The sequence below is a fragment of the Pseudoalteromonas sp. A41-2 genome (assembly GCF_015767615.1).
In the GTDB taxonomy this organism is placed as follows: Bacteria; Pseudomonadota; Gammaproteobacteria; order Enterobacterales; family Alteromonadaceae; genus Pseudoalteromonas; species Pseudoalteromonas lipolytica.
In genome coordinates this window covers 3,016,544-3,028,195 of sequence record NZ_CP065231.1, presented here as the reverse complement: position 1 = coordinate 3,028,195, position 11,652 = coordinate 3,016,544, and the positions used below count along the sequence as shown (strand labels likewise).

Sequence of the window (11,652 nt, the reverse complement as noted above, 5' to 3'; positions counted from 1 at the left end):
CCGGGATGTTGATAGATGCAGAGCAAGCGTTTGCACAGCAAAGTGAGCACACCTTGATTGAGCGCGTAAAAAGCGGCGATCAAGTTGCCTATGCAGCACTTTATGAGTTGCATGTGAAACGTGTTTACAGCCTTTGTTTGCGACTTATTGCAGATAAAGAGCACGCCGAAGATGCAACACAAGAAGTGTTTGTACAGTTGTGGCACAAAATCGCCAATTTTGATGGGCGCTCACAGTTTACGACCTGGTTACACAGCGTGACGAGTAATATTGCGATTAGCTATATTCGTAAACATAAAAACTGGTTACAGAAAGTCGTGAGCTTTGAGCAAAGTGGCATGGATGAACAAAGTGCAGCGGACTGTCAGGGTTTAAATGGCCTTGATAAATTAGTACTCAGGTTGCCCGAACGAGCGCGTATGGTGTTTGTACTCCATGCAATTGAAGGCTATCGCCATGAAGAAATAGCCAGCATGCTTGATATGGCCGTTGGTTCAAGTAAATCGCAGTTTCACCGTGCAAGGCAGTTATTAAAAGAGTGGTATGAAAATGAGTAAGCCAGATTTTGAACAGTTTTTAAATGACTCGCTTAATCAACCTAAGCAAGATATCGGCCCAGATAAAAACTTATGGCCGGGTATTGAGCGTGCAATTGCTCACCCTACAGAGCAACAAGCTGAACAGTCACGTTTTACGTGGAATAAGCTTGCAGCCGTTGCTGCATGCTGTGTTGCGGCACTGCTTAGCGTGCAATTGTTTGTTGCTCAGACCGAGCCGAATACGATGATAGCCATGAGTGATTATTTTACGAAGCAAAAACAGGGCTTGTTGGTGCAATATCAGAATCAACCTGCACTTACCGACAATTGGCAGCAGCAGCTTAAAGAATTAGAAGAAGCAGAGAGTGCCATTAAGCAAGCACTGGAAAATGAACCTGAAAATCCTGCGTTATTACAAATGCTGTCGCAGGTTTATCAGCAACAACTTGATTTAATTAATAAGGTGCATGCACCTAAGTGGCAAACGATTTAGGAGTGATAACCATGAAACTACTCGCATTAACATTAGGATTACTGCCACTGATGGCAATGGCAGGACAAACAATCAATGAACAGGTTGATATACCTGCGAATAAGCGCATTTTTATTGAAAACCAACGTGGTGATGTGCGTATTGAAGGGTGGGATAAACCGGTGTTAAAAATCGAAGGTGAATTAGATGATAAAGCCGACGGTTATCGTTTAGATGTGGAAGGAAGCCGCGTCGAGTTTATTGTCAAAATGCCACGTAACATAAGTGGCTGGAACAAAGGCGACGGTTCACGTTTAACGATTTATATGCCAAAAAGCAGTGAGCTCGAATTTGCTGGGGTGAATGTGACTGTCAGTGCCAAAGAGCTGGCAGCAGGCGCCGACATTGATACTGTGAACGGTGATATAACGGTGCAGGATATTAGCGGTAACATGAGTTTTGAAACGGTGAATGGTGATGTCAATGCGATTGACCTAAACGGTGACATTCGTTTTGAAACGGTGAATGGTGAAATTAATGATAAAAACTCACAAGGTACGCTGCGTTTTACAGCAGTAAATGGCGATATCAAGTCAAAAACCAAAGCCGAAGATGTGCGTCTTGAAAATGTAAACGGTAATATCGACTTTGCATTTGATGCAATTAAAAAACTACGTATCAATACGGTAAACGGCGAAGCCGAAGTGCATATTAATAAATTACTCACCGGTGCAAATGTGCGCTTTGAATCTGTCAGTGGAGATGCGGAGTTTTACTTCCCAGCTGACGTATCAGCCCAGTTTGAAATAGAAGCACATGCAAACGGCAAAATTGTTAATGAGTTAAGTGATGATAAAGCAATAAAAGCGAAGTATGGGCCATCGAGTGATCTTGAGTTTAGTGTCAATGGCGGGAACGCTGATATTGAAATGGATACCATTAGTGGTCGCATAGAACTGCGCAAACAAAAATAATCACTAAGGTGAGCGTCATTAATCTAAGCACTGAGTAATATGTCTAGTTACCAAGGTTTAGCTTAATTACAATAAAGCGGGAAGATTTCCCGCTTTTCTATTTGCACAGCCTTTGCAAGTCGATAGAATAGAGCCATTCAATTTAAGTTTTGTGAAGATATGGCTAAACCAGATAAGCAAGTCGATACGTTAAAAGTTCCTCCCCATTCAATTGAAGCTGAGCAATCTGTTTTAGGTGGTTTAATGCTTGATAATCAAGCGTTTGACCGTGTTGCTGAGTTGGTTGTCTCGCAGGATTTTTATACCCGCACACATAAGTTGATTTTTGAAGCGATGGTGAGTCTTGCAGAAGCAGGCGACCCGATTGATTTGATCACCATTTCTGAAAGCTTAGAAAAAAATAATCAGCTGAGCAATGTGGGTGGCTTTGCTTACCTTGCTGAAATCGCAAAAAATACTCCCAGTGCTGCCAACATCGACGCATACGCAAATATCGTTCGTGAACGTGCTGTTATTCGTGAAATGATTGGTGTTGCAAACGAAATCGCCGAAGCGGGCTTTAGTCCAGAAGGACGCACAAGCCATGATTTGCTCGATTTTGCAGAAAGTAAAGTATTCAAAATTGCCGAGCAACGTACTAAAAGTACCGAAGGTCCACAAAGCTTACACAGCATTCTAGAAAAAACGGTTGATAAGATTGAAGAGTTATATCAATCGCCACAAGATGGTGTAACGGGTGTAAGTACAGGGTATGCCGATCTAGATAAAATGACCGCGGGTATGCAGCCTTCAGATCTGATTATTGTTGCTGCACGTCCATCAATGGGTAAAACCACGTTTGCGATGAACTTAGCTGAACATGCGGCAATGACGCAAGACAAACCCGTGCTGATCTACTCACTAGAGATGCCGTCAGAACAAATTATGATGAGGATGCTTGCCTCACTCGGTCGTATTAACCAAACGAAAGTACGTACAGGCCAATTAGATGATGATGATTGGGCTCGCCTCTCTTCAACCATGGGCTTATTGATGGAAAAAGGGAAGATGTATGTTGACGATGCATCAGGCCTTACACCGACCGATGTACGTTCGCGTGCACGTCGTATCGCACGCGATCATGGCGGTATTAGTATGATCATGGTCGACTACTTGCAGCTAATGCGCGTTCCGAGCTTATCTGATAACCGTACCTTAGAGATTGCCGAAATCTCGCGTTCATTAAAAGCCCTTGCCAAAGAGCTACAATGCCCTGTAATTGCCCTGTCGCAGCTTAACCGTACGCTAGAGCAACGTGCTGATAAACGCCCAATCAACTCTGACTTACGTGAATCAGGCTCAATCGAGCAGGATGCCGACTTAATCATGTTTATTTATCGTGATGAAGTGTATAACGAAGACAGTGCTGAGAAAGGGGTCGCTGAAATCATAATCGGTAAGCAACGTAATGGGCCTATCGGTAAAGTGCGTCTTACGTTCCAAGGTCAATTCTCACGCTTTGATAACTACGCGGGCCCAGCTATGGATGACGAATATTAATGCGCTTAGCCATCGCCGAAATTAATCTAAAAGCACTGGCTAATAACTTAGCGCAAGTGAAGCACTTTGCGCCCAATTGCAAGGTGATGGCGGTGTTAAAGGCCAATGCATATGGCCACGGTTTGGTTAAAATTGCCCAGCACCTAAGTGCCGCTGATGCATTTGCAGTGGCACGTATTGATGAAGCATTAGCGCTGCGGGCGGGAGGTTTAACAAAACCAATCGTTTTACTTGAAGGCTTTTTTCATCAAGACGATTTACCTATTTTGCTCGCGAATAACTTTCAGACCATTATTCATGATGAAAATCAATTGGCTGCACTTGAAAGTGCCACGTTGGATGCACCGATAGCGTGTTGGTTAAAAATTAATACAGGGATGCACCGTTTAGGGATTGCACCATCACAATTTGAATCGTTTTATCATCGTTTAAAAGCAAGTGACAATGCACGTGATGATATTAAATTAATGACGCATTTTTCGTGTGCTGATGATGTAAACGATGAGAAAACCACCCAGCAAATAGCGTTATTTGATTCATTAACGGATGGCAAAGCTCAGCAGCACTGTTTAGCAAACTCAGCGGGTATTTTAGCATGGCCGCATGGGCATGGTGATTGGGTTCGCCCAGGGTTAATGCTTTATGGTGTCTCGCCGATGCTAAATGGTGTGGGTAAAGAACACGGTTTAGCGCCAGTGATGCGTTTAACAACACGCGTTATTGCAATTCGCGATGTTGATGCGCATCAGTGTGTTGGTTACGGAGGCCGTTGGTGCAGTGATAAGCCAACCAAGCTTGCGGTTGTCGCGATGGGATATGGTGATGGCTATCCTCGCCATGCACGACAAGGCACACCGGTGATCATTAAATCACAACGCTATGGTATTGTCGGCACCGTCGCGATGGATATGATAACAGTTGATATTGGCGATAATGGCGACAATATTCAAGTGGGTGACGAAGTAATCATGTGGGGCCCAGAGCTGCCTGTCGAAGAAATAGCGCAGTGTGCTAGTACCATACCTTACGAGCTACTGTGTAATATTACTCCGCGAGTCAGCTATGAGTATCAAGAGTAACGAGGCACGTTACTCTTTAATAAAATAGATGTCGCTAAAGCCCATTTTTGCAAACTCTTGGTCACGAAAATTACGCACTGCCGCAGAGCCTTTTGAGGTCATTTCTATTTGTTGTTCCATCTTTAAATAATTGCTTAAGTCAATTCCCTCAGCTGCCGCAATGGCGTGGTACATGTCGCGGTACTTGTCTTTAGAAAAGTTGATTTCGCGAGGTTGGTTTTTAAATGTGTATGTAATGCGGCGTGCCATAATGACTCCTCTTAATTTATAGGGCTGATTTTACACTAAATACGAGCCTTAGCCATGACTTGTCGCTATAAGCGGGTTACAATGCGACACTGTTAAAAAACTCGGTAGCTTAAAATGAAACTTTCTGTAGAGATTAGTAAATACCCACTTCATCAAGATTACATTCCATTTATTAAAGGCTTTATTGACCGCGTAAACAGCTATGATGGCCTTAAAGTGATTACTAATACGCTATCTACACAAATTTTTGGTGATTACGACTTAGTCATGTCTGTACTTAACACTGAAATTAAGCGCTCTTATGAAGAGTTTGGTAAAGCAATTTTTGTTTGTAAATTTTTACACGGTGATTTGTCGCCAAGCGATGATTAAGTAATCGATAACGACGGCGTGATATGGAATTTTTAACCGAAACTTTCTCTGGCTTTACGGCAATGTCGCACTGGGAATATATTGCAGTGGCGTTGTCGATGGCGTACTTGTTGCTCGCGATTAAAGAGAGCTTATGGTGTTGGCCTGCCGCGTTTGCAAGCACCTTTATTTACACCGTAATGTACTGGAACGGCGCGCTATTAATGGAGTCGCTGCTTAACTTATACTACATGTACATGGCTGTGTATGGGTGGGTAATTTGGCGACGAGGTTTAAACCATAAAGACCGGTTGCCGATTGTTTCGTGGTCATTAAAAAAGCATGTCGTGATCTTATTTACTACCTCATTAGCCTCGGTGGTGATTGGTTTCATCATGACCAATTACACGCATGCAGATTTTGCATATTTAGACAGCTTTACCACCTGTTTTGCTGTGGTTACAACCTACCTTGTCGCCAAAAAAGTTCTTGAAAATTGGCTATACTGGATTGTTATAGATGCGGCTTCCATGTATTTGTACTTTGAAAAAGGGTATTACCCGACCTTGGTGCTGTTTGTGTTTTATACCATTATGGCAGCGTGGGGGTTTAAAACCTGGTATGAAGAGTATGAGCAACATCAAGCTAAGCCATTAGCTCAACTTTAAATGAAAACAGAACAACAAATAAACGCGCTATTTTCGCGTTTTGATCCCGCGTTAACGATTACGTCAATCAGTCCATTGGTTGAAGGGTTAAGTAACGATAATTACTTAGTAAAAACAGCGACCAATAGCTATTTGGTAAAACATTATCGCGACCATTGGCCTGCACTAGGCTTGGCTGCTCAAACACATTTTGCTAAACAAAGTTGCTGCCCAGCGCCTCTTTGGCTAGAACAAGCCACAGACACGGCTATTTTCGATTATGTTGAAGGTCGTATTGCCAGCGGCGATTTTTGTGACAGTTTACTGCCAGATTTAGTCAATCTGCACCTGTATCCCTTGCTCACAGAGCCAATGGACATCGCTTATGAAATTAATTGTTATCAACACACCACTCGCTACCAACAGCATCTTACATTAATAGAAGAGTCACTCGCTTATATTGCTAATGCACCAAAAGATATGGGCTTTTGCCATAATGATTTGGTTAAAGAAAATATCATTGTGAATAATAGCGGTATGTTTTTAATTGACTTCGAATATGCCAAAAGTAATGATGTTTATTTTGATTTGGCAGCCTTAGTAGTCAGTTTTCAGCTGAATACTGAACAACAGCAAGCTTTGCTTGAACAATACCGAACACTTGTATCAGCCCACCACGAATTTACCCTTTCGCTCAACAAGCTGGCGGCATTTCAGGGGCTATTTTTATTATTGTGTATTTGTTGGTACGAGCAAAGAGGGGCAATGGATAAAGTGGCGCCACTGCTTGTGCAGCTTCACCACTTCATTAAACAGCAAAAACGCTAAAGGCCACCAATTCGCTCGGCAAGCTCTTTGTATTTTTTTACATCATCGTGTTCGAACAAAGGCTCACCTTTGTCATCTTGTGATTTCGAGATCAGTAAATGTTCGCGAGCAAGTCGTTTCACGCGTTCTACTTTTACACCTAAAAATTCTGCAACTTGCTCTGTTGACATTAAACTCATGATCAAATTCCCACCTTGTTATTAATTTTATAAGTATACGTTAATACCGTGGTTCTGCCTTAATGTGAAGTGTTTTAATGAAAATTGCTGAATTTATAAGCATGTAAAGTGTTCAATGCTAGCATTTATAGCAAGATGCCATTATCATTGCCGGGTTGTCATGCTGATATCGCGAGTTGGTACTGACAACGACAAATGTGCTCTCGTGGTGAAATGGATATCACGTGGCCCTCCGGAGGCTGAGTTGCAGGTTCGATCCCTGCCGAGAGCGCCATTTGCTCCTTCTTTTGTTATTTTCTACACTGTTTATATCCTTTTTATTTTCATGATTTTAAAACATGACTTATCAACCCATTGCATGTGGTGATTACGACCAATTCGAATTGTGGTGTATGCACTCAACAGAATTACAGATTACATTGCACTCAGGCGAGCAAGTAAATGGCAAAGCGATTAACTTACAGATTATAAGTCCTGAAGGTGAACACTTAATTTTGAGCACAAAAAAAGGCGAACACGCCGTTCGCCTTGATTTAATCAAATCTGTTGAGCCACGCTAAGGTAGGCTTATAACCACTTTTTATTCTTAAAGTAGATACCAATACCAACGGTAAGGACCACTAAGAAGATTAAAAATAGGCTAAATGCATACGGACTTTCCGTGCCCGGAATGCCGCCCACATTGACACCAAGTAAGCCCGTTAAGAAGCCCAATGGTAAAAACAATGCTGCAACCACCGACATCACATACATACGCTGATTAAGTTGTTCAGACACTTGGTTAGCAATAGTCTGTTGAATAATTTGTGCACGTTCAATTGAGCTGTCTAGCTCTTCTAAAAAGCGAATCAACATATTGGTTGTTTCGTTTAAACGGGCTTTGTCGTCTTCATCTAACCACTTGTATTTGTTGTTTAACAACGTAATAAGGGCCTCTTTTTGTGGCCTTAAATAGCGTTTTAGGGCGATGGTCTGACGGCGCATTTGTGCTAAAGCTTGGTTATCAAAACCTTTGCTTGGCTCATCAATTTCGTCTTCAAATATATCCAACGTGTCATCAAGGCTATCAATGACCCCTTGCATACGCGATGTAAGATTTTGTGCTAATTGACACACGAGCTCTGAAATTGAACATGGACCGTTACTGTCATCAAATGTTGCAACAACATCTTGCACTGAGAGTAAACGGCGTTTGCGGGTTGTGATAATAACGTTTTCGTTTATAAATAAGCGCAAAGACACCATGTCTTCAGGGCTTTGTGCGGGATTTAAATTAACGCCACGTAAAAAGAGCATCGAACCGTTGGTTACTTTTGTTAGGCGTGGACGCGTCTCATCCGCAATCAGGGATGCTAATTCATAGTCAGTCAGTAAATTACTGTCAGCAAGCCACTTTACAGCGTCAGCTTGGCTGTAATCCATATGAACCCAAAGTTTTCCATGTTCGGGTTGCCAATTCTCCAGCTCGGTACTATTGTCAATAGCACGTGCACCGCCTTGCTCGTCTAAAATTAAGACATGAAGTAACCCATTGATCATATTGAACTCTCATTTTACAAATAGTGCGATATAGTTGAGTATATACATTATTATAGTCAAGACTATATTAATGAAATCGATTTATCGATGAGATGAATATATTTTGTTGGTGTTTCTAGCTCTGTAGCGTATAAGACACTTTTTTATAGAGGGCACATTAATGAGTGCAAAAATTATCGTTGGCTGGCGCGAATGGCTAAGCCTTCCTGATTTAGGAATTGATAAAATCAAAGCAAAAGTGGACACGGGGGCGCGTACATCGTGTATTCATGCTTTTGATATTGAAGAGTTTTCAGAAAATGGCGAAAACTGGGTGAAATTCACAACCCAGCCTCTGCAGGATGATGTGGATACTGTGGTCCACTGTCGTGCAAAAGTGATGGAGCGTAAGTATGTGACCAGTTCAAGTGGTCAAAGAGAGCTTCGTTACTTTATAGAAACAACGTTAGTCGCAGGAAGCCAAAGCTGGCCCGTTAGAGTGACTTTAAGTAACCGTTCAACAATGAAGTTTAGAATGTTGTTAGGGCGTACAGCAATGGAAAATCGCATAGTCGTCGATCCGGCTTTATCTCATTTATTATAAAAGGCGCTCATAGCACGCTCAGTGTGTGAGTTTGTCAGTAAAGGTTTTAACTATGAAACTTGGTATTTTATCTCGCAACCAAAACTTATATTCAACACGTCGCTTAATTGAAGCAGCTGAGCAACGTGGTCATGAAGTAAAAGTGATTGATGCATTGCGTTGTTATATGAACATTAATTCTGATCAACCAGAAATTCATTACCGCGGCGAAAATTTAAAAGATTTTGATGCTATTGTTCCGCGTATTGGCTCGTCAGTGACCTTCTATGGGTGTGCAGTATTACGTCAATTTGAAATGATGGGCGTGTTCCCTGTAAATGAATCAGTGGCTATTTCACGCTCTCGCGATAAATTACGTTCATTACAGCTATTATCGCGTAAAGGTGTAGGTATGCCTGTCACAGGGTTTGCAAGCAAGCCTGATGATGTTAAAGACTTACTAAGCATGGTTGGTGGTACACCGGTGGTTATTAAGTTACTAGAGGGTACACAAGGCATTGGTGTTGTGTTAGCCGAAACGCGCAAAGCGGCAGAAAGTGTAATCGAAGCTTTCATGGGCTTAAAAGCGAACATCATGGTGCAAGAGTACATCAAGGAAGCGGGCGGTGCAGACATTCGCTGTTTCGTTTTGGGCGATAAAGTAATCGCAGCGATGAAGCGTCAAGCACAAGAAGGTGAGTTCCGCTCTAACTTACACCGTGGCGGCAGTGCGACATTGGTTCGCATTACCCCTGAAGAAAGAAAAACAGCCGTTGCTGCAGCAAAAGCAATGGGCTTAAACGTAGCGGGCGTTGATTTACTTCGCTCAGCACGAGGACCATTAGTGATGGAAGTTAACTCATCGCCGGGTCTTGAAGGTATCGAAGTGGCTACGGGTAAAGATATTGCAGGCATGATTGTTGATTTTATTGAAAAAAATGCAGCAACGAAAAGAACTGCAACACGTGGTAAAGGCTAAGATTTACAAGCGCTCTAGTAAAAGGAAAAGTGCGTGGCAAAGGTTAAGAAAAATACTCCGTTTTCAATTTTAGGTGATACGGTTGGTGTGGGTGAACGTAAAACGTTTTCTATTGAAGCAGCAAAGCTTTATACCCACTCACCACTTAATATTCCAATTGAAGTCGTTAATGGGGTCCAGCAAGGGCCTGTGTTAATGGTATGCGCGGCAATTCATGGTGATGAGCTCAATGGTGTTGAGGTTGTAAGGCAATTGCTCGCAAAAATTGAGCCTGAACAATTACGCGGCACAATTATAGCGGTGCCAATAGTGAATGTATTTGGCTTTATCCATAAGTCGCGTTATTTACCTGACCGTCGTGATATGAATCGCAGTTTTCCTGGTTCAACACGGGGGTCATTAGCTGGGCGAATGGCGAATGCCTTTTTCTCGCAGGTGGCAATGCATTGTACGCACATTATTGATTTGCACACTGGTGCGATTCATCGTACTAACTTACCGCAAATTAGGGCTAACTTAAGTGATCCTGATACCGCGGCTATGGCAAAAGCATTTGGTACACCAGCGGTGATAGACGCCTCATTACGCAATGGCTCTTTACGCAGTGAAGCGGCTAATTTAGGTATCCCAGTGATAACCTACGAAGCGGGTGAAGCGCTGCGATTCGACCCCATTGCGATTGCAGCCGGTGTGCAAGGCGTTGATTATGTTATGCGTCATTTAAAAATGGTGCGTGGTAAGCGGGCGAAAAAACTCCCAGAGCCAGTGATTGCAAGTTCAACAAGTTGGGTGCGTGCAGAGGTTGATGGTATTGTCCGTGCGCAAGTATCCCTTGGTGAGCGCGTCATGAAAGGGCAAGTGCTCGCTTATATCAGCAGTCCACTTGGTGATGCTGAGCTTGAGCTATTAGCGCCACGAAGTGGCATTGTAATTGGCCAGCAAACCATGCCGCTTGTAAATGAGGGCGATGCGGTATTCCATCTTGCTTACTTTGCGCATGCGAATAGCTTGGTAGAGCAACAGCTAGAAACCTTTATTGACGAAATAAGCGATATTGAAGACGAGCTTAAAACGGCTGAACTCAATAATTAGTTGCTGACATCGTCAATACATAAAATAAAAGCCGCATTTGCGGCTTTATTTTTTGGGTCCCAGAATACGCTTTGTTGATTGCGTTTTACTCGGAGTAGGGGCTTTATTGAGTACCATTACTGGGCGAGTAACAAAAATATTATTGGGGTAAATAACCTTGTGACCATCGACATGCTCAAGCACCACGTTCATCAAACCCATTTCAATGATACGTCCCTCTAAAAAGTTTGCGCCATCGATGACACGTATCCAATAGCCCACACGACAGTCGTTTTGAATGAACATTAATAAAAAGGCGGTTAAATTACTCAATAACGACCACGCTGCGAATAGGGCGACACCTAACATAGCAAATAGTGATGAACCTAAAACTAATAAACCGCGCAGCTCAATGCCCCAAAATACTAACACTAGGCACAGCATTACAATGGCGAGAATAATGTTTAGTAGCAGTTCTGCACGATAAACACGATGAGGATCTGCTTTACCTTTGATGGCTTTTAACAGCAGTTTCTTTGTGGTTTTTCTTAGTAATGGGTAAAGTAAAATCGCGATAATCGTCACGATTAAATGGTATTGCTCGTTAAAGAGTGTTTCGAAGTCCAAGGGGGATCCTACATTAA

Annotated in this window: 16 protein-coding genes and 1 tRNA gene; 13 read left to right on the top strand and 4 right to left on the bottom strand. The window is 42.6% G+C overall.

Annotated elements, in window-relative coordinates:
- Window positions 1-5: 5 nt before the first annotated feature.
- From IT970_RS13690 to alr, 5 genes are all read left to right on the top strand, one after another.
- Window positions 6-557, top strand: a complete 552-nt coding sequence (locus IT970_RS13690) for an RNA polymerase sigma factor (RefSeq protein WP_036973104.1) — start codon at window positions 6-8, stop codon at window positions 555-557.
- A complete protein-coding gene (locus IT970_RS13685) occupies window positions 544-1,032 on the top strand; it encodes a hypothetical protein (protein WP_083202712.1) in 489 nt (162 codons plus the stop codon). Before IT970_RS13690 ends, IT970_RS13685 begins: the two co-directional genes overlap by 14 nt.
- 11 nt (window positions 1,033-1,043) lie before the next feature.
- Window positions 1,044-1,985: a DUF4097 family beta strand repeat-containing protein gene (locus tag IT970_RS13680; RefSeq protein WP_036973102.1), complete on the top strand. Its 942-nt coding sequence runs from the start codon at window positions 1,044-1,046 to the stop codon at window positions 1,983-1,985.
- A gap of 159 nt (window positions 1,986-2,144) precedes the next feature.
- Window positions 2,145-3,524, top strand: a complete 1,380-nt coding sequence (gene dnaB, locus IT970_RS13675) for a replicative DNA helicase (RefSeq protein WP_036973100.1) — start codon at window positions 2,145-2,147, stop codon at window positions 3,522-3,524.
- On the top strand, window positions 3,524-4,603 hold the full coding sequence (gene alr, locus IT970_RS13670; RefSeq protein WP_074989353.1) for an alanine racemase: 1,080 nt from the start codon (window positions 3,524-3,526) through the stop codon (window positions 4,601-4,603). Before dnaB ends, alr begins: the two co-directional genes overlap by 1 nt.
- A gap of 9 nt (window positions 4,604-4,612) precedes the next feature.
- Here the strand turns inward: alr and IT970_RS13665 are convergent, their stop codons facing one another.
- Window positions 4,613-4,852, bottom strand: coding sequence for a DUF2960 domain-containing protein (locus IT970_RS13665; RefSeq protein WP_036973096.1), 240 nt, complete (start codon window positions 4,850-4,852; stop codon window positions 4,613-4,615).
- 114 nt (window positions 4,853-4,966) lie between these two features.
- Here IT970_RS13665 and IT970_RS13660 point away from each other — a divergent pair, with 114 nt between their 5' ends.
- The 3 genes from IT970_RS13660 to IT970_RS13650 are packed head-to-tail and all read left to right on the top strand — an operon-like array spanning window position 4,967 to window position 6,678.
- The gene (locus IT970_RS13660) at window positions 4,967-5,224 is read left to right on the top strand and encodes a YkoF family thiamine/hydroxymethylpyrimidine-binding protein (protein ID WP_036973093.1); all 258 of its coding nucleotides are present in this window, start codon (window positions 4,967-4,969) and stop codon (window positions 5,222-5,224) included.
- A 23-nt stretch (window positions 5,225-5,247) separates the two neighbouring features.
- Window positions 5,248-5,871, top strand: coding sequence for a nicotinamide riboside transporter PnuC (pnuC, locus tag IT970_RS13655; protein WP_036973092.1), 624 nt, complete (start codon window positions 5,248-5,250; stop codon window positions 5,869-5,871).
- Window positions 5,872-6,678, top strand: a complete 807-nt coding sequence (locus IT970_RS13650) for a phosphotransferase family protein (protein ID WP_065978322.1) — start codon at window positions 5,872-5,874, stop codon at window positions 6,676-6,678.
- Here the strand turns inward: IT970_RS13650 and IT970_RS13645 are convergent.
- The gene (locus IT970_RS13645; RefSeq protein WP_036973088.1) at window positions 6,675-6,857 is read right to left on the bottom strand and encodes a hypothetical protein; all 183 of its coding nucleotides are present in this window, start codon (window positions 6,855-6,857) and stop codon (window positions 6,675-6,677) included. The genes IT970_RS13650 and IT970_RS13645 overlap by 4 nt on opposite strands.
- Window positions 6,858-7,056: 199 nt before the next feature.
- Between IT970_RS13645 and IT970_RS13640 the strand changes: the two genes are divergently transcribed.
- Together IT970_RS13640 and IT970_RS13635 are read left to right on the top strand one after the other, a co-directional pair.
- A tRNA-Arg gene (locus IT970_RS13640) sits at window positions 7,057-7,131 on the top strand.
- A gap of 64 nt (window positions 7,132-7,195) precedes the next feature.
- A complete protein-coding gene (locus tag IT970_RS13635) occupies window positions 7,196-7,417 on the top strand; it encodes a Rho-binding antiterminator (RefSeq protein ID WP_036973086.1) in 222 nt (73 codons plus the stop codon).
- Between the two features lie 7 nt (window positions 7,418-7,424).
- Here IT970_RS13635 and IT970_RS13630 read toward each other — a convergent pair whose 3' ends face one another.
- Window positions 7,425-8,396, bottom strand: a complete 972-nt coding sequence (locus IT970_RS13630; protein ID WP_074989354.1) for a zinc transporter ZntB — start codon at window positions 8,394-8,396, stop codon at window positions 7,425-7,427.
- A gap of 160 nt (window positions 8,397-8,556) precedes the next feature.
- Here IT970_RS13630 and IT970_RS13625 point away from each other — a divergent pair, with 160 nt between their 5' ends.
- Genes IT970_RS13625 through IT970_RS13615 form a run of 3 tightly spaced genes read left to right on the top strand, consistent with a single transcriptional unit; the run spans window position 8,557 to window position 11,029 of the window.
- The gene (locus IT970_RS13625) at window positions 8,557-8,979 is read left to right on the top strand and encodes an ATP-dependent zinc protease family protein (protein ID WP_036973081.1); all 423 of its coding nucleotides are present in this window, start codon (window positions 8,557-8,559) and stop codon (window positions 8,977-8,979) included.
- A 52-nt stretch (window positions 8,980-9,031) separates the two neighbouring features.
- Window positions 9,032-9,937, top strand: a complete 906-nt coding sequence (gene rimK, locus IT970_RS13620; RefSeq protein WP_036973079.1) for a 30S ribosomal protein S6--L-glutamate ligase — start codon at window positions 9,032-9,034, stop codon at window positions 9,935-9,937.
- A gap of 33 nt (window positions 9,938-9,970) precedes the next feature.
- A complete protein-coding gene (locus tag IT970_RS13615; RefSeq protein ID WP_036973078.1) occupies window positions 9,971-11,029 on the top strand; it encodes a succinylglutamate desuccinylase/aspartoacylase family protein in 1,059 nt (352 codons plus the stop codon).
- 45 nt (window positions 11,030-11,074) lie between these two features.
- Here IT970_RS13615 and IT970_RS13610 read toward each other — a convergent pair whose 3' ends face one another.
- Entirely contained in the window at window positions 11,075-11,635 is a 561-nt protein-coding gene (locus tag IT970_RS13610; RefSeq protein ID WP_036973077.1) for a mechanosensitive ion channel domain-containing protein, read from the bottom strand.
- Between the last annotated feature and the right edge of the window lie 17 nt (window positions 11,636-11,652).

Excerpts from the sequence above, each read along its gene's own strand:
- IT970_RS13690 (WP_036973104.1), top strand. The coding sequence starts at position 6 with ATGTTGATAGATGCAGAGCAAGCGTTTGCACAGCAAAGTGAGCACACC.
- IT970_RS13660 (WP_036973093.1), top strand. The coding sequence starts at position 4,967 with ATGAAACTTTCTGTAGAGATTAGTAAATACCCACTTCATCAAGATTAC.
- alr (WP_074989353.1), top strand. The coding sequence starts at position 3,524 with ATGCGCTTAGCCATCGCCGAAATTAATCTAAAAGCACTGGCTAATAAC.
- IT970_RS13650 (WP_065978322.1), top strand. The coding sequence starts at position 5,872 with ATGAAAACAGAACAACAAATAAACGCGCTATTTTCGCGTTTTGATCCC.
- IT970_RS13630 (WP_074989354.1), bottom strand. The coding sequence starts at position 8,396 with ATGATCAATGGGTTACTTCATGTCTTAATTTTAGACGAGCAAGGCGGT.
- rimK (WP_036973079.1), top strand. The coding sequence starts at position 9,032 with ATGAAACTTGGTATTTTATCTCGCAACCAAAACTTATATTCAACACGT.
- IT970_RS13625 (WP_036973081.1), top strand. The coding sequence starts at position 8,557 with ATGAGTGCAAAAATTATCGTTGGCTGGCGCGAATGGCTAAGCCTTCCT.
- pnuC (WP_036973092.1), top strand. The coding sequence starts at position 5,248 with ATGGAATTTTTAACCGAAACTTTCTCTGGCTTTACGGCAATGTCGCAC.
- IT970_RS13645 (WP_036973088.1), bottom strand. The coding sequence starts at position 6,857 with ATGAGTTTAATGTCAACAGAGCAAGTTGCAGAATTTTTAGGTGTAAAA.
- IT970_RS13635 (WP_036973086.1), top strand. The coding sequence starts at position 7,196 with ATGACTTATCAACCCATTGCATGTGGTGATTACGACCAATTCGAATTG.
- IT970_RS13680 (WP_036973102.1), top strand. The coding sequence starts at position 1,044 with ATGAAACTACTCGCATTAACATTAGGATTACTGCCACTGATGGCAATG.
- dnaB (WP_036973100.1), top strand. The coding sequence starts at position 2,145 with ATGGCTAAACCAGATAAGCAAGTCGATACGTTAAAAGTTCCTCCCCAT.
- IT970_RS13665 (WP_036973096.1), bottom strand. The coding sequence starts at position 4,852 with ATGGCACGCCGCATTACATACACATTTAAAAACCAACCTCGCGAAATC.
- IT970_RS13685 (WP_083202712.1), top strand. The coding sequence starts at position 544 with ATGAAAATGAGTAAGCCAGATTTTGAACAGTTTTTAAATGACTCGCTT.